The organism is Blautia sp. JLR.GB0024 (assembly GCF_037000545.1).
In the GTDB taxonomy this organism is placed as follows: Bacteria; Bacillota; Clostridia; order Lachnospirales; family Lachnospiraceae; genus Blautia; species Blautia celeris.
On sequence record NZ_JBANBF010000011.1, the window covers coordinates 103370 to 125397 of the forward strand.

20 protein-coding genes are annotated in these 22028 nt (G+C 49.4%); 5 read left to right on the forward strand and 15 right to left on the reverse strand.

What is annotated here, in order from left to right:
- Positions 1-71: 71 nt before the first annotated feature.
- Positions 72-1052 carry a LacI family DNA-binding transcriptional regulator gene (locus V8Q34_RS20570; RefSeq protein ID WP_033142194.1) on the reverse strand — a complete coding sequence of 327 codons (981 nt, stop codon included), beginning with the start codon at positions 1050-1052 and terminating at the stop codon, positions 72-74.
- A 622-nt stretch (positions 1053-1674) separates the two neighbouring features.
- Here V8Q34_RS20570 and V8Q34_RS20575 point away from each other — a divergent pair.
- Positions 1675-1881 (forward strand): hypothetical protein, encoded by a 207-nt coding sequence (locus V8Q34_RS20575; protein WP_227211911.1) that lies wholly within the window; start codon positions 1675-1677, stop codon positions 1879-1881.
- Between the two features lie 8 nt (positions 1882-1889).
- Here V8Q34_RS20575 and V8Q34_RS20580 read toward each other — a convergent pair whose 3' ends face one another.
- Together V8Q34_RS20580 and V8Q34_RS20585 are read right to left on the reverse strand one after the other, a co-directional pair.
- Positions 1890-3269 (reverse strand): sensor histidine kinase, encoded by a 1380-nt coding sequence (locus V8Q34_RS20580; protein WP_227211909.1) that lies wholly within the window; start codon positions 3267-3269, stop codon positions 1890-1892.
- The gene (locus V8Q34_RS20585) at positions 3266-3985 is read right to left on the reverse strand and encodes a response regulator transcription factor (RefSeq protein ID WP_335836228.1); all 720 of its coding nucleotides are present in this window, start codon (positions 3983-3985) and stop codon (positions 3266-3268) included. The genes V8Q34_RS20580 and V8Q34_RS20585 overlap by 4 nt, the downstream gene beginning before the upstream one ends.
- A 160-nt stretch (positions 3986-4145) precedes the next feature.
- Between V8Q34_RS20585 and V8Q34_RS20590 the strand changes: the two genes are divergently transcribed.
- From V8Q34_RS20590 to V8Q34_RS20600, 3 genes are read left to right on the forward strand one after another with little or no spacing between them, the layout of a single operon-like run.
- The gene (locus V8Q34_RS20590; protein ID WP_227211908.1) at positions 4146-5060 is read left to right on the forward strand and encodes an ABC transporter ATP-binding protein; all 915 of its coding nucleotides are present in this window, start codon (positions 4146-4148) and stop codon (positions 5058-5060) included.
- Positions 5057-5830 carry an ABC transporter permease gene (locus tag V8Q34_RS20595; RefSeq protein ID WP_335836229.1) on the forward strand — a complete coding sequence of 258 codons (774 nt, stop codon included), beginning with the start codon at positions 5057-5059 and terminating at the stop codon, positions 5828-5830. Before V8Q34_RS20590 ends, V8Q34_RS20595 begins: the two co-directional genes overlap by 4 nt.
- Before the next feature lie 3 nt (positions 5831-5833).
- On the forward strand, positions 5834-6565 hold the full coding sequence (locus V8Q34_RS20600) for an ABC transporter permease (protein WP_335836230.1): 732 nt from the start codon (positions 5834-5836) through the stop codon (positions 6563-6565).
- A gap of 3 nt (positions 6566-6568) precedes the next feature.
- Here the strand turns inward: V8Q34_RS20600 and V8Q34_RS20605 are convergent, their stop codons facing one another.
- The 9 genes from V8Q34_RS20605 to V8Q34_RS20645 form a co-directional block, all read right to left on the reverse strand.
- Complete coding sequence (locus V8Q34_RS20605; protein ID WP_335836231.1) at positions 6569-8134, reverse strand: hypothetical protein; 1566 nt, start codon at positions 8132-8134, stop codon at positions 6569-6571.
- Complete coding sequence (locus V8Q34_RS20610) at positions 8121-8840, reverse strand: ABC transporter ATP-binding protein (protein ID WP_103732557.1); 720 nt, start codon at positions 8838-8840, stop codon at positions 8121-8123. Before V8Q34_RS20610 ends, V8Q34_RS20605 begins: the two co-directional genes overlap by 14 nt.
- Before the next feature lie 26 nt (positions 8841-8866).
- The gene (locus tag V8Q34_RS20615) at positions 8867-9403 is read right to left on the reverse strand and encodes a helix-turn-helix domain-containing protein (protein WP_335836232.1); all 537 of its coding nucleotides are present in this window, start codon (positions 9401-9403) and stop codon (positions 8867-8869) included.
- A 137-nt stretch (positions 9404-9540) separates the two neighbouring features.
- Positions 9541-10020 (reverse strand): MGMT family protein, encoded by a 480-nt coding sequence (locus V8Q34_RS20620; RefSeq protein WP_227211899.1) that lies wholly within the window; start codon positions 10018-10020, stop codon positions 9541-9543.
- 68 nt (positions 10021-10088) lie between these two features.
- Complete coding sequence (locus V8Q34_RS20625; RefSeq protein WP_227211897.1) at positions 10089-10724, reverse strand: GyrI-like domain-containing protein; 636 nt, start codon at positions 10722-10724, stop codon at positions 10089-10091.
- A 132-nt stretch (positions 10725-10856) separates the two neighbouring features.
- On the reverse strand, positions 10857-12035 hold the full coding sequence (locus V8Q34_RS20630) for a DUF6070 family protein (protein WP_103731876.1): 1179 nt from the start codon (positions 12033-12035) through the stop codon (positions 10857-10859).
- A 184-nt stretch (positions 12036-12219) separates the two neighbouring features.
- Positions 12220-14307: an SdrD B-like domain-containing protein gene (locus V8Q34_RS20635; protein ID WP_335836233.1), complete on the reverse strand. Its 2088-nt coding sequence runs from the start codon at positions 14305-14307 to the stop codon at positions 12220-12222.
- Positions 14307-14615: a hypothetical protein gene (locus V8Q34_RS20640; protein ID WP_033143250.1), complete on the reverse strand. Its 309-nt coding sequence runs from the start codon at positions 14613-14615 to the stop codon at positions 14307-14309. Before V8Q34_RS20640 ends, V8Q34_RS20635 begins: the two co-directional genes overlap by 1 nt.
- A 328-nt stretch (positions 14616-14943) precedes the next feature.
- Positions 14944-15624, reverse strand: a complete 681-nt coding sequence (locus V8Q34_RS20645; RefSeq protein WP_335836234.1) for a hypothetical protein — start codon at positions 15622-15624, stop codon at positions 14944-14946.
- Between the two features lie 31 nt (positions 15625-15655).
- Here V8Q34_RS20645 and V8Q34_RS20650 point away from each other — a divergent pair, with 31 nt between their 5' ends.
- The gene (locus V8Q34_RS20650) at positions 15656-15865 is read left to right on the forward strand and encodes a hypothetical protein (RefSeq protein WP_335836235.1); all 210 of its coding nucleotides are present in this window, start codon (positions 15656-15658) and stop codon (positions 15863-15865) included.
- Positions 15866-15870: 5 nt separating this feature from the next.
- Here the strand turns inward: V8Q34_RS20650 and V8Q34_RS20655 are convergent, their stop codons facing one another.
- The 3 genes from V8Q34_RS20655 to V8Q34_RS20665 all read right to left on the reverse strand — a co-directional run bounded on the left by V8Q34_RS20655 (position 15871) and on the right by V8Q34_RS20665 (position 21966).
- Positions 15871-17451: a hypothetical protein gene (locus V8Q34_RS20655; RefSeq protein WP_227211886.1), complete on the reverse strand. Its 1581-nt coding sequence runs from the start codon at positions 17449-17451 to the stop codon at positions 15871-15873.
- The gene (locus V8Q34_RS20660; RefSeq protein ID WP_227245242.1) at positions 17444-18151 is read right to left on the reverse strand and encodes an ABC transporter ATP-binding protein; all 708 of its coding nucleotides are present in this window, start codon (positions 18149-18151) and stop codon (positions 17444-17446) included. The genes V8Q34_RS20655 and V8Q34_RS20660 overlap by 8 nt, the downstream gene beginning before the upstream one ends.
- A gap of 179 nt (positions 18152-18330) precedes the next feature.
- On the reverse strand, positions 18331-21966 hold the full coding sequence (locus V8Q34_RS20665) for a DUF11 domain-containing protein (RefSeq protein WP_335836236.1): 3636 nt from the start codon (positions 21964-21966) through the stop codon (positions 18331-18333).
- Positions 21967-22028: the final 62 nt, after the last annotated feature.

Below are 22028 nucleotides of genomic sequence, written 5' to 3' on the forward strand. Positions count from 1 at the left end.
CCCCATATATGGGATATCCCGGTCACTTTGTTCCATTTACTGTTTTTCGCTGTCTTTTTCTGCTTCTCCCATTAACGGGTGGAGTTCTTCCTGATCACCTCAAAGCCCATCTTCAGCTCTTTGTTCACCGTTCTGTCTGTCTCAAGTATGTCCACCAGCATGGACGCAGCCTCCATCCCGCTTGTCTTATAATAAAAATGCACGGTTGTCAGGCTGGGCGTCACAAGCTTGCCAAGCGGTGTGTCACCTATTCCGACAAGCTGGATATCCTGTGGAATCGATTTCCCAATTTCTTTTAAATAGGACATAGCTCCGATGGCAATATTATCTGTGGCACAGAAGACGGAATCTACCTGAGGCACAGCTTCCAGAAGTTCTTTCATCTTCTCATACCCGGATTCAATACTGAACTTTGCCTCAGCCATCTGCTCCGGCCTGCAGACATTCCCCGCTTTTTTCATAGCTGCCTCAAAGCCCTTCTTCCTGCCGAGTCCCGCAGCCTCATCCTTTGTGGTCACACCGATAAAGCCCACGGTCCTGCCCTTTTCCAGCAGTAACTGTGTCACTTCCCTGGATGCATGGAAATCATCATGATAGACACAGGAATAGCCATCCAGATGCTGTCCCAGGATCACAACCGGAACCCTGCACTCCTTCAGAAGCTTCTTATGCCTGGCGGTAAATATAGTGGCAATAAACACAATGCCGTCCACCTGGTTATCTTTAAACAGGTTCAGGTATTTCAGTTCCTCCTCCACACTGTTGTTGGTATTTGCCAGAAGAAGCTGATATCCGTTCTTCGCCAGCACGTCACTGATACCTGCCACCATGCGGCTCACCGTGTCGGAATTGATTTTCGGAAGGATGACGCCCACAAGCCTGGTCTTCTTCGTGCGGAGCATCTGTGCCTGGCTGGAGGGCTGATATCCTGTCTCCTCAATCACCTTCCTGATCTTTTCTTTTTTCTCTTCACTTACATAGCCGTCATTGAGATAACGGGAAACCGTGGCCCTGGAAACCCCCGACAACTTTGCAATCTCATTGATATTCAACGCTCATCCTCCTGAAAGGCTTATTTTATCATGATTATAACCTGCCGAAATTTATAAATCAAGTTTTGATGATCGTTTAGTATTTTGAAGACCATTTGGAGTTAGTGTTCACACATCATCCGGAATGCACCAGCGTTTCAGATGAGCTGCAAAGCAAGGATGCCTGCCCGTTATATTGGGGGATGTACGTATAAATTTATATTTTTTTCCATTATTTATCTGTAAAAACAGAAGCAGCAATCGGTAAAATCCATAAGATTACATATAAAATCCAGCGTTTTTTTTATTTTATCTGTAATGCAAGTAAATACCACACTCCAACCCCTTAATTTTACATACGAAACCCAGCATGTTCTTTCATTTTATCTGTAATGCAAGTAAATACCACACTCCAACCCCTTAATTTTACATACGAAACCCAGCATGTTCTTTCATTTTATCTGTAATGCAAGTAAATATCACACAGAACTCCTTAATTTTACACACGAAATCAAACATGTTCATTCAAATCATCTGTAAAACAGGGAAAATTCAAGTCCAAGGTCCTGTACTTCCAGTCCCCAAAGCTATATAATGAATAGAAAAACCCTGTCACAACAAAAAACTCAGCAAAGGAGATGCCATGTTAGAAAAAATCAAAGAATTTTTCAAAAGGGACTGGTCACTTGCGGAGAAGCTCCTCATCCTTCTCTGTTTCTTTTATCTGGGCATTATCAAAGGTTTCCTGTTAGCTCCCATAAAAAAGGGCGTCAGCTGCGGCAACAACAACGGGAACAATTACCCGGACAGCCGGAAGAACGGGGATAAAGAGGATAAAGAAGAAGCATAGGATGCACCTTACAGATAAATCCGCACGGCATACCCCTCTTCCCATTCCTTTTTCACAAATTCCACCCTGCCGTTATGGGCCTCCACAATCTGTCTCACAATGCGCAGTCCCATAATATGCACACGGGAACTTTCCGGTGAATCCGGATGTTTCAGCGCCCGGAGGATGGATTCCGGAATCCCGGGGCCGCTGTCTGAAAATAAAATACCGGCCCTGTCCCCCGCAATTTTCATTTTCACATAGACGGTACATCCCCCCGGGTTATGCCGGATGCTGTTTCCCACCAGATTCCGAAAGGCGCGCATGAGAAGCCCCCTGTCTCCGGTCAGCCGCAGGCGCTCCTCCTTTGGCCCGATCTGCAGTTCTATCTCGTATATATCATCCAGTCCCTGATTATAATAATCCGCCGCACATTCCCGCAATAGCTCTGCCGGTGCATATTCTGTGACGGACAGCGGCTGGGCATGGTACTCCAGCTTGGAGGTCAGGTTCAGGTCTGATATGAGCTGCCGTATCACAAGGCTCTGCTGCTGTATCACAGCCGCTTTCTCCCGCTGCGCATCCGACAGCCCTTCTTCCTTCTCCAGTTCATCCGCATAACCCACGATCAGTGCAAGCGGTGTCCTGATATCATGGGAAACCCCTGCGATCCAATCCGTTCTGGCATTGTCCCTCTGCTCCAGCTTGCTGTTCTGCAGACAGAGTATCTCTGACGCCTGATTCAGTTTCGCCGCCAGCTCATCAATCATCCCTTTTTCCGGAATCTCCACCTTCTCTTTCTTGGAAAGCGCCTCAATCCCTCCCGCAACAGGTTTTAAGGCTTTGTAAAAACGGTACCCGAATGCCAGTGCCAGGCAAAGGAGCAGCAGCAGATTCAAAATACAGAATATCCCTGCATTCCATTTTGCATTTCTCATCAGCGTGCCGTCCCAGATTGTGCTCAGCCTCACAATGCTGCCCTTGCTGCAGCCAAATACCAGAAGCCCGTCCCCATGCCGCCAGACATAGACCGGATAATCTTCCAGATACCAGCGGCTGAATGAGGCCACATCCGGTATGCCGAACTGCCTTGGTATTTCTTTCGGAAGTGCATACTCCCACACAGCTTTCCCGTCCCGGTCAAGAAGCATTGCCCACTGAAACGATGTCTCTTTTAATATGTCATACCCCTCCTGTGACAGCCCGTAACCCTCCCCCTGCCTGTGGATCCGGCTGCTTATCTTCTCCATATTCTGCCGTACGGTCATTCCGCTGTTTTGGTTCTCCCCCTCTGTTATACTGGTATATGCCATATATATAAACACTGCCAGATTGACAAAAATGACAAACACGGTAATAAATACAGCCGTCAGGATATACCTGCGGCTGATTTTCCATAGACTTTTCATCTCTGCCCCTCCTCCTTTTTCAGCCTGTAACCAAGGCCCCTGGCTGTCTGTATCCAGACAGGATGGGACGGGTCTTCCTCTATCTTCTCCCGCAGATGGCGGATATGCACCATCAGCGTATTTTCATATCCGTAATAGGAATCTTCCCATACAGCCTGGCAAATCGCGTCAAATGTAACGATCTTCCCCCGATTCTGATTCAGCTTTTTCAGCAGAAGCAGTTCCTTTGCCGTGAGGGAGACGCTTATTCCTTCTGCCGTCACCTGGGCATTTTCAAAAGAAACTTCACGTTTTCCCAGAATCAGAACCTTTTCCTCTTTCGGAAGCTGTACCGAAGAGAAATAGACACGCTTTAAGATGGCATGTATCCTCAATAGCAGTTCCTGAGGCAGAAAGGGTTTGGTGATATAATCATCCGCCCCCAGGCCCAGCCCGAACAGGCGGTCATTGTCCTCATCCCTGGCGGAGAGAAACAGAATAGGCACCTGGGACTGCTCCCTGAGTCTGCGGAACAGGGTAAATCCGTCCCCGTCCGGAAGCATGATATCCAGGATCACAAGCTGCGGCTCCTCCTTTAAGAAAACCTCCAACCCGCTGCTGCAGCTTCCTGCTGTATATATGTTCTCAAACCCGCTCTTTGTCAGGATTCCGCTGATCATGGATACCAGCTCTGCGTTGTCATCTATCAATAAAATTTTACAGTCATATAAATTCATCCGTCTTCCCTCCTTCTGCCTTTATGATAAAACATTTCCCGCTTGATATCCACAGAGACCGGAAAATTTAAGGTAAAAATAAGGCAGCCTTCAGTCCTGATTAAGTTCCCTGCTGTAACATGAATGCAGAAATCAGAAAAGATAAAAAGGAGGCAGAAATATGGGAATTGTCATTGAAACATCATCCCTTACAAAACAATATGGTAAAAAACAGGTGGTAAAAGACCTGGACTTAAAAGTCCCCGGGGGCTGTATCTACGGATTCCTCGGCCCAAACGGCGCCGGCAAATCCACCACCATGAAAATGATCTTGGGCCTGGCAAAGCCCACTTCCGGTACGGTAACAGTCCTTGGAAAAACGGTGAACGGCAGGAACCGCCTCTCAATCCTGAAGGATACAGGCTCCCTCATAGAATCCCCTTCCTATTACGGACATCTGAGCGGCAGGGAAAATCTGCAGGTCATCTGCACTCTGAAACAGGTCCCGGAAAGTGCCATCGACGAGGTTCTGCAGACAGTGCGCATGGAAAAACAGCAGAACAAAAAAGTGGGTCAGTATTCCCTGGGCATGAAACAGCGTCTGGGACTGGCAGCCGCCCTGCTGGGCCATCCCCGCATCCTGCTTCTGGATGAACCCACGAACGGCCTTGACCCGGCCGGCATCCAGGAGATGCGTGAGCTGATCTGTACCCTCCCGTCACGTTACGGCATGACCGTCCTTGTATCCAGCCATCTCCTCTCGGAAATTGACCAGATGGCAACCTATGTGGGTATCATCAGCAAAGGCTCCCTGGTCTTTCAGGATAAACTGGCCAGCCTCCATGAACACAGCAAGGCCCGCATGAAGCTGCGCACCACAGATGACCGGCAGTCCTTCCTGTCCCTGAAGCATTCCGGACTTCCGGTGGAGATTGAAAAAGAGAATCTGTATCTCTTATCTGACAGAGACGAGGATATTCTTCACGCCGGAACTATTCTGTCTGAAAACAAACTGGGGATTCTTCGTCTGGAGGAGCAGCAGAAAAGCCTGGAGGATATTTTCCTCAATCTTACGGGAAGGAGCATCAGTCTATGAGTAAAATAAAAAGTGGTATCAGCAGTTCCTTTACTGCTGAACAGCAAAAACAGCGCCGCCGCAGAATCTGGATTGTCCCCCTGGGTTTTCTTGTCATTCTGTTTCTATGGGCTTTTATAGGGAAACACTCTTTATCCGCAGAAGACCTGGCTAGGGGGTATTCCTATACCCTGTATCAGTTTCCGCTGCTGAATGTAGTGCTGGTACCGGTTATGACAGCCGTTATTGCCAGCCGGCTGTGTGATATGGAGATCAAGGGAAATACACTGAAACTGCTCTGCACCCTTCAGAAGCGAAGCAGCTTTTACGACTGGAAATTCATCCACGAACTGAAATATCTGCTGATCTTCACCATAGGCGAAGGAATCCTGGTTCCCCTCATAGGCATGTTCTGCCATTTTACACAGAAACTGCCTCTGCCCCTGGTATTTCTGCATGTGGGAACCACCACACTGGTGAGCCTTGTACTTCTGACGCTGCAGCATTTTCTGTCCCTGATGTCGCCCAACCAGATTTTACCCCTGCTTGTGGGGCTTATCGGATCGTTTCTGGGGCTGTTCTCCATGTTTTTTCCGCCAAGAGCGGCACGATTTATCCTCTGGGGGTATTTCTCGGCCTTTTCCCCCTACGGCATGGATTACGACAGCCAGACCCGTGTGATGTCTTTTTACAGAATTCCCTTTCCGACGGAAACCTTTGTGCTGTTTATGTTGTTCGGCCTGTTATTCTTTGTGGTCTGCCGGACTGTCTTTGTAAAAAAGGAGGTGTAAGATATGTTACGATTGTGCGTCAAAGCGGAAAATAAAAAGCTGCGCCATTTTGTTATATGGGCAGCCTGTATTCTGATTCCCATCATTCCGGCTATTATGGGAACCTTCAATTATCAGCAGAACCTGGGCATCCTCACCGGAAAATGGTATTCCCTGTGGTCCCAGCTTTCCCTATTTTATGCCAGTTTCTTCTATGCGCCCCTGATCGCCCTGTACTGTTCCTATCTCTGGCGTCTGGAACACCTGAATCACAACTGGAATGTACTTATGACCGCGCCGGTCTCCATTCCCAATATCTTCTTTTCCAAGCTGGCAGTCATCTTTAAGGTGACACTCATCACCCAGATATGGCTGGCTGTGCTCTTTCTTCTCTGCGGAAAACTTATCGGGCTTGCCGGGTGGGTTCCCTCCCAAATCCTCGTCTGGATCCTGCGCGGAACTCTGGCGGCTATGGCGATCGGCGCTCTGCAGCTGCTGCTTTCCATGTGTATCCGAAGCTTCTCGGTCCCCATCGGGATTGCCTTGGCAGGAGGCGTGGCAGGACTTGTGATCAGCAACAAGGGGCTTGGTCTGTACTGGCCGTATGCCCTGATGCTCATGGGAATGAACTCCAATAAAAATGAAGATACACTGGCAGGTCATTCCCTCTCCTTCTTCCTGAGCGTCCTTCTCTTTTTCCTGGCCTTTTCCGGCATCAGCATTCTGCTGCTGAAAAAGAGAGATGTAAAAGCATGACCGTTAAATCTTTGCTTTCCTGATCTGTCCCCAGAGCCCCCAGGCTCCCAGCAGGATCAACGCAGTCATAACACCGGTAAGCAGGCCTGCGTCTATCTGATGCAGTGCCAGAACAGCCAGAATAGGGATCATGCCTCCCACAAGGCCGCCCAGCGTTCCCGCCATGGCCGGCAGGCTCTGCTTCACCAGTGCTGTCTCAGATGTCCAGTTATAATCCGGCATCTTCAGATTTATGAACATTCCCCAGAGGGAATTAAAAAGCGCGCACACCACAGGGGTGACAAACATCAGTATCCTCATGGATAATACCATGGGGAAGCGGATATTGATGATCAGTGCTGCCAGAAGCGCTGCCGGAATCTGCAGCGTAAGGTTCATCAGGATCTTGCTCTTGCATATGGTGATATCCTCAATGGGCATGGATTTCAGTATCCATAGATTTTTCCCTTCCAGTGAAAGGGAAACACAGGTAGTACAGCTCATGGATATCAGGGCACTGATGGCAAAGGGCAGAATCCTGGCTGCCATTTCTGCCATGTTGGGAATTCCCGTCATCTGGTCAAGCTGGTCAAACCTTACAAAGATCAGGGCAATGGCCAAAACAAGAGTCATCAGGCACCCCATCCCCATATTCAGGCAGTAGATCGTGGAGGAAAAGAAGCGTTTCAGCTCTTTTTTATAGAGGGCGTGGATCTGAGATGATGCCTTCAGCTCCGTCAGTTTATAATTGGAACGGGTATGGTATGTCACCAGTGAGGTGTTCAGCTTTTTGTAAACCGGGGATATGAGCTTTACAAAGAGATAAAACCATAACAGGGACCCCGCCAGAAAAGCTGCCATGGCTGCCGCATTTCCCCTGGCTATGCCCTGGAAAAACAGGGCTGCCGGTGGGTAGATCCTGTGCACCTGCGTAAGTATCATTTCACTGATGGAATGTATTTCAGGCATATCAATAGTCTCTGCAAACTGTCCCATTCCCACAGACAGCACCAGCACTGCCAGTGTTCCGATCACGGAAACCACCGTGACCACGGCATTTGCATACTTAAACCTGGATGAAAAAAGTATGATGAGCGTTCCCAAAAGAGCCGCAAGTGTGGTGGGGATCAGCGGAGCCGCCAGGATTCCCAGTATCCACTCCGGATAAAATATTATCCCCGGTGCTGCCCAAACCGCATACCCAATCCCCATGGGAATCAGAATTACGGCTGTCAGCATCAGATTCAGGACATACATGGTCATAAACCGGCTGGCGATCACCGTGCTGGTCTTAACCGGCAGGGACATCACCATATCATATTCTTTATAGGCAAACAGTACGCCGTTTGTCTTGAGTGCCGTAAAAAACAGAGTGATCAGCCCGGTAATGGCAAGGCCGTAGCTTGGGATCACCTCAGCCATTCCCATGCTTCCCAACCCGTAGGAAAGCATATAGGCATAGAAGACAAGCATGAGCAGGACAATCCCAATGGCAAAGGAAGTCATTTTTCTTCCTCTGGACTTCAGGCTCCTTCCGAACTCATTTCTCATCTGCGTCTTAAAAAGCAGCCAGCATTTACTCTTTGTCATGGTCGATCACCTCCAGGAACAGGCTTTCCAGAGATTCATCCTGGGTCAGCTCGGCAGTGCTGCCTGCAACCATCAGATTTCCGTTTTTGATGATAGCGATCTTATTACAGAGTTTTTCCGCCACATCCAGGACATGGGTGGAGAAAAAGATGGCACTGCCGTTCTCACACATCTCATGCATGACTTCCTTTAATGTATGGGTTGCCTTGGGGTCAAGCCCTACGAAAGGCTCATCCAGTACCATAAGCTTTGGTTTGTGGATCAGAGCGGAGATGATGGCAGTCTTCTGTTTCATACCATGGGAGTAGGAAGAGATCAAATCCCCCAGGCTGCTGGTGATTTCCAGCATATCACCGTATTTCTGGATCAGTTCCTTCCTCTCTGCTGCAGGGACCCCGTAGATATCACCGATGAAATTCAGATACTGGATGCCTGTCAGGTGTTCGTACAGATCCGGATTATCCGGAATATATGCCAATATCTGCTTGCACTCCACCGGAGACTTTCTGATATCCCTGCCGTCAATGAGGATCTCCCCTTCCTCAAACTCCAGAACCCCTACGACTGCTTTTATAGTGGTACTCTTGCCGGCTCCGTTATGGCCGATAAATCCATAGATATCTCCGGCTTCCACATGCAGATTCAGACCGCTGACTGCACGTTTTCCGCCTTTGTAGGTTTTTGTAAAATTTCTGATCTCTAACATTTTCTTTCCTCCCGGCCTGAGCCTTCTTACTTTTTCTTTTCCTCTGTTACCGGGGATGAAATCAGGGTGAGCTTTCTCGGCTTCCTTTTTCCATCCGGCTGGTTATTCATGACGCTGCTGTACAGCTCACCCAGTTTCCCGAAAAACTCCTGAAATTCTTCGTCTGACAGGAGAAAAACCACGGATGTCAGTGATACCATATCCTTCTGCGGGTCCGCATCCTCCCGCTTCAGATACCGCTGAAATTCTCCCATAATACTAAGAAGAGAGCTGTGTATGAGCTGCGCTATCTCCTCTTTTCCCGGCTCTCTGCCGCCCATGGGATTCTCCTGATTGAGCCTAAAGACCTTCTCCACGGTTCCCCGCTTTTTATTTTCCTGCACCACCTGTATCAGGCCCGCGTCCTCCAGCATTTTCATATGCCTGTACAGGCTGGCCTTCGGCACATCACTCAGTTCCTCCCCAATCTGCGCTGTCGTCCCCTGCTCATGAAGAATGAGGTACTGGGCGATCCGTATTCTCACCGGATTCATGACGATCTTCGCCAGTTCTGTTCCTTCCATTTGCCACACCTCCTGTTATTCTATACTGCGGCTTAACGTTTTCAATTTATATAATATTCTCATTTTTGATAATAATACACTTCCGGAGATTTGTCAACACAAAAAACGCACCGCAGAGGGTGCGTCTTTCGATTCTTCTATGTCAGGGGAAACAATGACTTTTCAAAGTCTCTCACATAATATTTTATGTTCGTTCTCCCCTTCCGGGCAATGACATGCCCTTCCGCCTCCAGTTTTATTTTCTGTGCCTCCACGCCTCCCGGATACTTGGGATTCAGTTCACCGCCTGCCTTCAGAGTCCGCCAGTAAGGCGTGATATCCTCTGTTCTCTGATGGCTGGCCCAGGCCGCTATGGATACGAAGATGCCGGCTGTGATAGGGTCTGTAAAATCAGCACCATTGCTCCTCGCAAAGTAACTGCGGATCTCCCCCACTGTGGTCAGCCTTCCCTCCGGTATCCGTTTCATAACTTCATCGTAATGAACCGGCGGTGCAAAATACATTCTGCTGCCTCCGTACTTCTGTATGGTTTTTTCATCCGTCACGATCTGTACCTTCGGCATATCTGTGTCTTTGTGAAGCATGGCATTGAAATCCTTCTTGTCTTCATTCGCCATATAAAACACCTCCTTTATGCTCTAAGGATACCCGCTTCCGGATAAATATGCAATGAGACGGTTTTGATTTATACCGTATACCGCAGAATTGTTTTCATTTTTTCCGGCGCTGTACGGCTCATATCTTTCAAATAGATTTCCCTGTGTGTCTTACTGCGCCTTTTTAAATGCATTTCCTCCAGAAAAAGGTCCATCTTTCGGAAAGACTCCGGCTCATCATCAAACAAACCCGTGTGAAGGATCTGTACGCACCTGCCCTCCTCACAGATTTCCCAGGTGATCTCATCCAGCAGCGGATTTGGTTTCTTCTTTTTCACCGCTGCAAGAGCCGCCTCATACATCTCCTCTGTAATGCAGTCCGGCTGCCGTATCATGATCGTGTAGCACAAATGCTCCTTGTCCTCCAGCACATGTGCGTCCGCTCCCGTCTCTTCCTCCATATCCCAGACTCCCTCAAGCGGGTATACGGCAAATTCTTCCATATCTGCATCCCTGTTTCCCATGCCTTTATGCTCTGCCTTATACCGCATTTTTATACTGTAAGCCAGAGAATAAAGAGCTCCCACACGATTTGAAAAGTCCTCATGGTTCGGATTTCCTTTTCCGCTTATCATAAGGAATCTCTGTGCCGGAACACAAACTTCCTCCGGCATTTCCCCCGGGCTGTATAATTTCTTTTCCTGTTTTCTCCAATCATATTTCATAACTTTTCCTCCTGGACTGCTTCTGCGTTCTGCCGGTTGTCCGGCTGCCTTTTTCTGTTTTCTGCATCTATATTACAAGTATAGCACGCAAACGCGACATCTATCTGTCATGTTCAAAAAGACCGCTGCATTTTACTGCCCCTTCTGCACATCCCCATAATACTTCTCCCATTCCTCCTCCGTAAACCTGGCCGTATATGCGGGAATCCTATTCTCCTCTGACGGAAGAATATGATTGGATACATACTGCCACTGCCCGTCTTCCAGCAGCCGCACAGTGACTTCATGGGAATAGGCCCGGTCCAGGTTCTCTTCCGCCCATACTGCGTCCGTCACAAGCGTCAGCGTCCCGTCCTCATTTTCCCGATACGCTGTCACCTCAGGATATGGCATATCGCTGAAAGAATACTCATACCATCCCCTCTTATGCCATAAATATTCCTCTGTCTCACGGTCAAACGGTTCCCTCTCCCTGAGCACATCCGCCGGTATCCTGAAATAAGACACAATCACATTTTCCAATGACTCCGCCGGTACCCTGCGGGTATCCAGTGAGACATTCAACAGCTCTCCATATTTCAACTGATACAGCGGCTCATACAAATCAAAAAAATCCAGCTCCCCATAGTCCTCCTCACTCCATTCTGTCAGGAACATATTATTTCCCTTATATCCTATGGGCATCAGATATTTCAGACCGTATGCCCTGCATTTTTCATCCAGCGGCTTTATCCGTACCGCATCGTGTCCCAGGGGACCGTCATACCCCTCCGGAAGATCTTTCTCATAGAGCAGATATCCCTTCTGTGTATACGCCCAAAATGCCGCCTCATAAGAATCCGCTTCTTTTATCTCCGGCTTCTCCCCCTGCCAGTCGAGTGCTGTCTTTCTCACTTCAAGCTTTTTCTCCTCCGCGGCAAAATCTATACGCAGCAGTTCTCCGCTTTTCCGGATCTGGATCAAAAAAGCAGACACCTTCTCCCCATTCTCTGCCTTCTCACAAAATTCTTCCATAATTTCCGGATTCTCCATATTGATCTGATTCTCCATATCCACGACTGCAAATCCTGCGCTTCCTATACACGCTGCCATCTTCTCTCTTGTCCCTATCTCCATCCATTCATCTGCGTTTTCTGCCTCTGTGTATATTTCCCTATACTCTTCCAGTACGTTTTCAGGGAGAAATTCAGCCTTCTCATTCTTCTGCCCCCTGACATTGTCATCCACCAAAAGCTTCCCGCACCCCGCCAAACTTACGCATAAAATAAGAATGAAGAACATCCGGCGCCCTTCGGTTGTTCTGTTTCTCATATACTATCCTCCTTATTATTACATTTGTAAGATTAAAATCCAAAGAAAAATCATGCCTTTTCCGGCACGATTTTCTGGATGCTTGTCTAAAGCTTACACTTATATGGCCTCAAAGTCAATAGAAAACATGAGGGGGCAGAAAAAATACTTTCTGCCCCGGTCTTTACATCAAAGCCAACATCGTTTATGCATCCAGGCAGTCATTAAGCTGACAGGACACATTCTGTAATTTTGCCTGAAGTACGATCTCCAGTCTGGAAACCGTCCCGATCATACTTGTCACAGAGCTATTGAGCTTGAATAATTCCTCATTGGTCACGTCTTCCAAATTGATAAACGCCTGCATTTTCTGTCCCTCTGCATTTAGAATGCGGGCAAGGGCGGCTTCCTGCAGCGCAACGGATTCTACCAAATCTACAAGGGCCCGGCATCTGGGTGTCAGAATGCTTATCGTTACGGTGGATGAGTTATTGTCCGGATTGGGGTCCGGTGTGGAAGAGGTCACAACAGCGGTGTTTACAATAGTTCCCGCTGCCTGAGGGCTTACGATTCCCCGGATGAGGATAATCCGGTTTTCTCCCGCTTCAAGGGTGCCAAGACTCAGTCTTCCGCTCCACGGATTGAAAACAGTACCACCATTTACGGAATATTCCGCATCTGTAAGGGATGGGGGTACTGCATCTGTTAAAAGAACATCTTCAGCCGGAGACGGGCCTGCATTTGACACAGTAATGGTATAGGTTAGCTGTACCCCCTGTCCCGCAGTGCTTTCACTGGCTGTCTTTACCACAGACAGATCCGCCAGCGCCCCCGATATCAATACCGGGACCTCATTGGATTCCACCTGGAAAGCAGCAGGGATTCCGCCCTCCACAGGCGTATAAGAGTAATTAATGGTTGCGCGGTTGATCGTGGGATTCTCTTCCGGTACCGCATTGGCCACTACAGAAAATCTGACCGCTGTAGTCTGACCGCCGGCAATATCGGGCAGTGAAAATCCCTCCGCCGGGTCTGCCTGCGGAAATGTGGTTCCATTGATGGTCACACTGCCCGGAACGAATGTCAGTCCCTGGGGTACCAAATCACGGAAGAATACATCTGTAAGCGGATTCTCACAGGTATTTGTCAACGTGACAGTATAATCAAAAATTTCTCCGATACCTGCAGCCGAGGTACTGGCAGTCTTCACCGGAACAAATTGGCGTACCTCTATTTCCTGGAATGCCACATCATCAATGGCATAATCATTCCCGATCACCTCGGGGCCTTCACTCAAAAATTCCACTGTGAGACTGGTATTGTTCCCGGAGTTGAGGACTGTACCGAACTGCTTCCATTCCGGTGCATTTACATTTGGCGGAATCAGCAGGCCCAGCGTTGCGCTGTATAAAATATTACCGTTTCTGTCCAGAACCCGCACGCCCAATTCCGGATTGGGATAACCTGTAACCCTGAACAGATTCAGTATCCATGCAGTAAACAGATAGCTGGTGTTTTCCTCAACATCCACCGCGGCACGGAAAAATACAGCGCCGGGGTTGTATCCGTTTACCACCATCATTCGTCCTGTTTCATTGCCTTCCGTATGGTCTGCGATCCGCCACCATGCGCCAATCTGCTCACTTCTGGCATCATTCATAATATTTTCTACTGTATATTCCCCGCCCATAGGCGCAAAAACATCCGGATTCGGCAGCACATAAGTGAAATCCGGCGTCACATCAGGATATGGCTCAACCGGTACTCCTGTATTGGCAGGCGTCCCCGCCGGGAAACTGCCGAAAGTGCCGTTATCCGCGGCTTCAATGAGATTTTCCCCTGATACCACCGCACACAGATCTACAAGTGCCCCAATAGGCGTATAGATCACCGGGCCGTTCAGAAAGTTCTGATTCATCACATCTGCCATGTCCACTGTCACAAACAGAGTATCCGGCGTCACTGAGTCAAGATTGGTTGAACCGACAGGCGGATTCGTCACCGTACTGATGGGCGGGTTCACACCCTGCGGTATGCTTCCTGTCTCCGCATCGGCAAAATCCCCCGGTGATGGAATGCCTCCCTGTGTTCCGTAGGATTCTACCACCCTGTAATTTCCCGGGGGTACATTGATAAAAGAATAATTTCCATTTACATCCGTGAGAACGGTAAGCCTTTCATTGGTGTCCACATTCTGCAAAACAACCGGAATATTGGCAATTCCGGAATCTCCGCTGTTGACAGTTGCACTTCTGTCCCGGTCAAATATCACTCTGCCTGCTACTACTGCCATCAGCTTTCCCCTCCTGTTCCATTCATACTGCTGCTCGTCACAGAAGGACAACGGACAAACAGCTCTAATTTACTCTGGAGTATCAGCTCCAGCCTTGTGACCGCGCCTGTTATGAGTTCCGCAGACCGGTTCATCCTCATCAGGTCCTCCGGAGATGTTCCCTCCATGGAAATAATCGTCTCCATCTTTTCCCCCTCCGCGTTCAGAATGTGGGAAAGTGAAGTTTCCTGCATCGCAACTGATATTATCAAATCTGTTACAGCCTGGTCCAGCGTAGTGTCCCCCGGCATAATAATGGGCATACCCATAAAATATCCCCCTAAATATTCATATTCTGAGCAAATATCTGCTCATTATTTATATATATGCAGGTACTTGCCTCCAGTTAATAGGACAGGATATTGGACAATAAAACATCCTGTACCGTCATCCGAAAACCCGCATATATTAAATACAAATATGCTGCCATTCCGGTGCTGTCCGGTAACTGTCCTGCTGTTTTCCGATGTGCATCTGCATGGAAACGGACTTTAGAGTGAATTTGAAACTTTAATCCTGCCCGCAGTTTATCACTGTCTGCGGAGAATGATTTTCTAATACGCTCTGGCTTTTTTTAATCAGGGAGAAATATATGAATCAAAAAATAGAACCTCTAACTATAGCCAGTTTGGCTGAGGAAATATATGGCACGGATATATCCGCTGCAGATATCTGTAAAATGAATATAAGTGAAATGAATATTTCTGAAATGAATTGCAGGTGCAAAACCGATCGGGACTGTAATTCTAAGGGCTGCTGCAAATCTGACTGCAATTGTGATTCTAAAGTATGCTGCAAGCCCGACTGTGACTGTGATTCTAAGGGTTGCTGCAAATCAGGCAGCAATTGCAAAACCGACTGTGACTGCGATTGCTGCCCCAAGTGCTGCAGTTCCAAATGTGATTGTGAACCCGGGTGCTGCTGCAAACCCGGCTGCGACTGCAATTCCAAATGCTGCTGCAACCCTGACTGTGACTGCAATTCCAAATGCTGCTGCAACCCTGACTGCTGCTGCAGTTCCAAATGCTCCTGCAGACCCGACTGCGGCTGCAGTTCCAAATGCTGCTGCAACCCTGACTGTGACTGCAGTTCCAAATGCTCCTGCAACCCTGACTGCAACTGCAGTTCCAAATGCTCCTGCACCACTGACTGCAACTGCAGTTCCAAATGCTCCTGCAGACCCGACTGTGATTGTAACTGTGACTGTGATTCCAGCTGTGACTGTGATTCCGACTGTGACTGCAACTGCAATTCCTGTTCCGACGCTGCCTGTGCCATCCTGAAGTCAATCGCCAGGACGGAAAATGCTTTGGCCCACATCCTGAATGCAGAAGGTGAAAAACTACAGAAAGCCATCGAACTGGCCGACAACATCTGTGACCTTCTGAAAGTCAATCAATCCGTCCAACAGACTGTCACCAAAGTCACTTTCCTGGAACAGGTACTCTATGCCAAGCTGGAAGCGCTGGAGTGCTGCTGCTTTGATTGTCCCACAGACAACAGCGAACCGGAGTCATAAACACCCTAATTCCTAATCCGAAATGTCCTCCCGGCTACCCGGTAAACCACAATACAGGCCACCACACAGTAAATCAGACAAAAGCAGGTAACGACCGTTCCAAACACCAGCGTACTCATCCTTAAGTTCATGAACATAAAGCAGACAATATAGGTCGCCCAGGTGACAATTTTGTAAGTCCCCCCGACCACCTCTGTCCCCGCATTATAAGGCTGCAGCAGATAATAACAGGTCAGGTAATGCACGGAAAAGAACGCACTCATAGCCATCACTGACACAAACAGCAGCAAATAATTCACAGGATTATCCGTCCCCCCGGAGAAGTACAGCAGCACCGGCAGCCCCACACCGATCACCGACGCGGGCAGCAGATTCACCTTCACGATCTCTCTGAGCCGGATGCGGAACAGCTTCAGAATAAATTCCGGCTTCTTATAAAAAGAGTATGTGAGCATACTGTGGTCACAATTCATAAACAGCGCCTGCGTAAAACTTGTCCCCCGGTTTATCATATACATAATAAACACAAAGTACGGCAGAAACACCATAAGCATCCTGTTGATCTGTTTCCTGATATCCTCGTTTACCTGAAACAGGAACAGAATCCCCACAAACAGAAACAGACAGATAACCGCCTGCCTCTTCACCGATTTCCAGAGGATTTTCTGATGCCTGCGCACAAAAAGCTCATTAAAATACTCAAATCCCTTTCTGCTGCTGGTAATTCCGGTGTCCTGGCTGATAAGCTTACGGTTCTGCTCCTCAACCGCGGCCTTTACTGTTGCTTTATAATCCATACCGTTTCTGAATTTTGCCAGAAGCTGCTGATACAGGGTTCTGTACTCATCGAACCGCCCCATATAAACTGCCGCCCCGCAAGCCGCCGCCACGGAAAGCACCATGAACGCTGCCATAAGCCACATAGGCAGAAGCACTCCCAGATAAGGAAGCCCATAAGCCGCCGCAAGCAGGACTGCTGTCAGTATCCATCCCAGCTTACCGGGAAGATTCTCATCCCTGCTCTCCCCTGTCCTTTTAAAATCAACCAGATAGTTCCAGGCTATCAGCATCTTCACTGACGCGATAAAAAACGGAAACAGCAGGCAGCACCACAGCGGAATATTTCTCTCCACCCCAAACCAAATGGTAAAAGGCAGAAATCCCAGGATGCACTTTCCCACCGCATAGGCATAGTTCGTCAGAGTATAGGACCTGGCATCCATACGCATTAAGATCATGGCATAATACTTATCATTACTGGGATTGAACATATAGGTATTCATATAAGACCCGACCAGACTCAGAAAGAACAAAATATGTACAAACAGTCTTCCGTCCCCTGTGTTCTCATAGAGCATCCCCAACCCGAATACCATGATCAGAAGATATAAAACCTTCCCCAGAAAAGTTCCCGCGATTTCCCACAGGCCGGACAGTATATTGGCAAATATCTTCAGCCCCTGGCTCCTGTACAGGCTCTGGGGCAGAATCTTCCTGACAAGGGGAATCTGCTTCAGGGAATAGAGGATCGTGTTCACACGGTATGTATTTTTCAGCGAAAAAGAAATACGAAACGTCCTAATCATTCTCTTCCTCCTTCAGTGCCCGTATGATCTTGTCCTTAAATCCGCCATTATCCAGATTAGACGGATCTACCACTTCCAACTCTCCATGGTTGAGGATCACGATCTCATCACACAGGTCAAGAGCCAGCTCCATAATATGTGTGGAAAAAATAATGATCCTGTCCTTTTTCAATGAGCGCAGAAGCTGCTTCATCTCCTCAGCCACCACCACATCCAGGGATGTGAGCGGCTCATCCAGAAGCAGAAGCTTTGGCTGTGCGATGATATTGATCAGCATCTGCATCTTATTTTTCATACCATGGGAGTAGTCTTTGAGAAGCCTATCCCTGTCCTCCTCATCAATGTTCATAATGGAAAAATACTCATCCAAAGCTTTTATATCCGCAATACTCTTTTCATTGATATCAATAAAAAATTTCAGAAATTCCCTTCCTGTAAGAAATTCCGGGACAGTGGGCGTAGACAGGACATAACCGATATCCTCCGCCGCTAATTCCGCTCTCTCCCCGTTCTCCTGCAGGAAGAAATCCCCTCCGTCCGTCTTCAGGTCCCGGTTCAGACAGTTAAAAAGTGTGGTCTTGCCTGCCCCGTTTCTTCCCAGAAGTCCGTAGATCTTTCCACTGTCAAAAGTAAATGTAATATCCTTTAGTACCTGCTTTTTCTCAAAGGCTTTTGAAAGATGTTCTATGACAAAATTCATGCTGTTTCTCCTCTCCTGCTCTGCCCTTATGCCTTGAAATAATAGACAATTATAAAGTGATATGTCTATTATACCAGAACTTCCCATTCTGTCACGTGAACATTTTGTTACATTATGCCGGGCTGCCCGGTATTCCCCGCACAGGGATATGCCGGACAGCCCGGGGGATGTGTCATTAATCACATGTTATGGAAGAAATCCCGGTACACCCTGCTATTTTCCAGAGGGATCGGCCTTCCCGGTTCACAGCAGCAGCACTGTTTTACCGGCGTGGTTATGGTAACGCTGTCATCCGGATAGTATTCCTCCGAACCTGCGCGGAATACGGATGCGGTGTTGGTGATAACCCCGCAGGCTCTGCCATGGACCATCCCCGCAATGAGTATGGTCACAGTTTCTCCCTTCCTGATCGTTCCGATCGCTTCTGACCCATTCCACTCTGACCAGGTCCTGCCTCCGTCTGCGGAAAACTGCAGATTACAAAGTTCCCGCGGAATGTAATCCGTGAGCACCACATCTTCCGCGTCTGCGGAACCGCTGTTCTCCACCAGGATGGTGTAGATCAGATATTCACAGGGTATGGCGCAGTCCGGATACGCGGTCTTGGTGATAAATAACTCCGGCATGGGCGCGATGGGGGTCACAAGCTCGAACCTGTTGTTGTCAGGATAGGGGTCCCTGGTACTGCTGCTTACCTCCACGGTATTTACCAACTGTCCCGTGGCATTATGGGGCACAAATCCCCTGAGCAGCAGCCTTACAAAAGTACCCGCAGCCAGAAATTCCGTTGTCCATGAGCCGCTGAAGGGTTCCCAGTTCTCCCCATCATCTGCGGAGACCTCCAGGTTCACCAGAACGGCCGGCATGGCATCCTCCAGAGTCACCTGCACGGCATCCGATGGTCCCAGATTCTTTACCGTAACTTCATAGGTGACCGGTACGCCGGGTTTGGCGGGATTCGGTTTTGCCGTCTTTCTCACAGACAGGTCTGCCGACACATCCACCACCACTTCCGCCTCATCTGTGTTATTGCCCGGGTTCGGGTCCGGTGTATCCGAACTGACAGACACTGTGTTGCGAAGTGTGCCCGTAAAGGACGGCTCTGTCCTGCCTCTCAGGGAGATTTCCGCACTTTCCCCTGCTTCCAGAGATGTGACGGCATAGGAACCGCTCCAGGGAAGCCAGGTCCTTCCGTCGTCTATGGAATACTCTGTCTCCATCAGATACGGGGACGCTGCATCCCGGATGATAACATTTTCAGCCCTGCCGGGTCCCAGGTTGCCGGCTGTTATGGTGTACACAACTCTCTGTCCTGCTGTGATGCTGTCCGGATCTGCTGTCTTGCTCACTGTCAGATCTGCGCCCGGTTCCACTGTGACTGTATCCTCGGATGAATTATTATCCGGGTTCGGGTCCGGTACGGATGAAGTCACCACCGCCGTATTCGTCACTGTTCCGGTAAATCCGGGGGCTGCCGTACCGCGAAGCTGTACCGTCACACTGCTTCCCACCGGGAAATCGGGCCAGGTATAGGAGCCGCTCCAGATATTCCACACGCCTCCCCCATTCAGGGAAAATTCAGCGTTCACGATCTCCGCCGGCACTGCATCCGTCAGTGTGACATTTTCCGCATCCGATGGCCCTTTGTTTTCAAGCACTATGGTAAATTCGATTCTCTGTCCTTCGTATACTGCGGCCTGGACTGCCCTTTTTATCACGGACAGGTCTGCGGACCGGTCAATGGGAACTTCTATGGTATCTGTATTGTTAGAAAGGTCCGGGTCCGGTGTCTCAGACTGCACCTCAGCCCTGTTGGAAAAACTGCCTGCGGCCGACGCCGAAAGCATTCCTCTTATATGGAATGTCACACTGCTGCCGGAAGGCACACGAAATACATCGGTCTGCCCGCTGAATACCTGCCAGGACGCGCCCTGGTCATAAGATATCTCAGGTCTTTCCAGTACCGCCGGAATATTATCCGTCATCCTGGCATTCAGCGCGTCATCCGGCCCATGATTTGTGACTTCTATCAGGAATTCCACCTGTTCCCCTGCAACAGCCGGAGAAGGGATTGCTTTCTTAGTGACAGACAGATCAGCCGAACGGTTAACCGGAGTTACCACTGTGGACGTGTTGTTATCCGGATTGTCATCCTGGGAGCCTGTTGTGATGCGGGCGGTGTTCTCCACCTCAGTGGCTGTGCCGCTGCGGAAGATGCCGCGAATAAGAACCACCCGCGCCTCGCCGGCCTGCATCTCCCCAATCTCCAGGCTTCCCGTCCACGGATTCCATGTTCCTCCGTTGTCTGTGCTGTATTCAGGATCAAAAATCTCTTCCGGGATATCATCCGTCAGACGCACTGCAAGAGCAGGATGAGGACCCTGGTTTCTGATCACAATGCGGTAGGTGATCCGTTCCCCCTCATTGAGAGAATCCGGTTCAGCCGTTTTCTCCACAGATAGATCTGCCAGCGCCTGGATTTCTATGATATAGTCCTCCACCTCCCCGTCAGACGCAGGCCCTACGCTTCTCGTGTCCTGTCCCAGCAGTGTCCCCTCCGGCAGATCATCCGTGGTCAGGCGGAGTCTTAAAAATGTATGCCCCGGCCGAAGGCTGGCGGAAGGCGGAACCGTAAAATCCAGGGAAATCATCTGGGTCTGGGAACTGGCCGGCACGACCCGGTGTACCGATTCCTCCTCCTCAAAAAGCCCGTTGTTGTTAAAATCGATCCACCCGTACAGATTCGCAGGGGTGCCCGTAAGGTTTCTGACCCCCGCAAGTACATGATATGTGCTGTCTGTCACATGCAGGGAAGCCAGAGGAACAGTCAGGGCATCATCCTGTATCCGGCGCACCAGATCATCCCCATCCGCTGCGGCATTCTGATGTGCTTCTGTCTCCCCGGTTACCAGAAGTCCCAGAGTCAGCCCGTCAACAATTCTGTGGCGCGGCCCGTCACTGGCAAGCAGCGTATTATAATTCCCGCTTCCCGCTGTGCCTCCGATATCAGGCGCATCACCAAAATCTACCTCTAAAGCCGCATACGGACACATGGTACCATCCTGGTATGCATTCTGTACGGTTGCGGAAAACCGGGCTGCCTGCGCCCTGTCCTGTTCGATCAGGTACCGGTAAATGGTTCCGTCCCCGCCTGCCACCGCATAGAGCACCCCATTCCGGTCCATGACCGCTGCCCCGAAAGTACTGCCCGGATCAGGCCCTGTAGTATCAAGGGCTGTCACCTGACCATCAGTAAAAATCCGGTACACGGTTCCGTCATCCGCTACCCCATACAGAACATTTTCCTGTGACTGCCACACCCAGTCTCCGATCTTAAGGGGCTGTGTGAGCGCTGTGCCGTAGTTCTCCGTCTGCTCCCCATAACCGGCAGCCGGTTCAACCAGTCTTAAATACGTGGGGGAACCCGGCCTCAGATCCACGGTATAAAATCTCTGCTCCCCTGACGCATACAGATAATAATACCCGTTCAGATCCAGGGTCCCCACATCATAAAAAGCCGCAGGCAGTCCCCGGGGCCTGGGTGTCAGGACCTCCGCCGCGCCGCTGCTGTCCACCCGGACAAACTGGCCGCTTTTCTGGTCATATCCGTAAATATAAGAATCCAGCACATTGTAGCCAATGGCGTTTATCTCTCTCTCAGGAACCAGGGTTCCCCGAAGCTTTGCCCTGCCGGTCACCATCTCTACCTCATACCAGCTTGTGGGCCTCCCGGAAAACAATATCATTTTAGAATCACATGGAAACGGCGCACCGAGTGCTGTCCGCCCCTCTGCACCGCTGTTTTTTTCTGCCATCCTCATACCTCCCGCTTATGTTTCGGTTTTTGCCTCCTATAACATATTCGGAAGTGGGACGA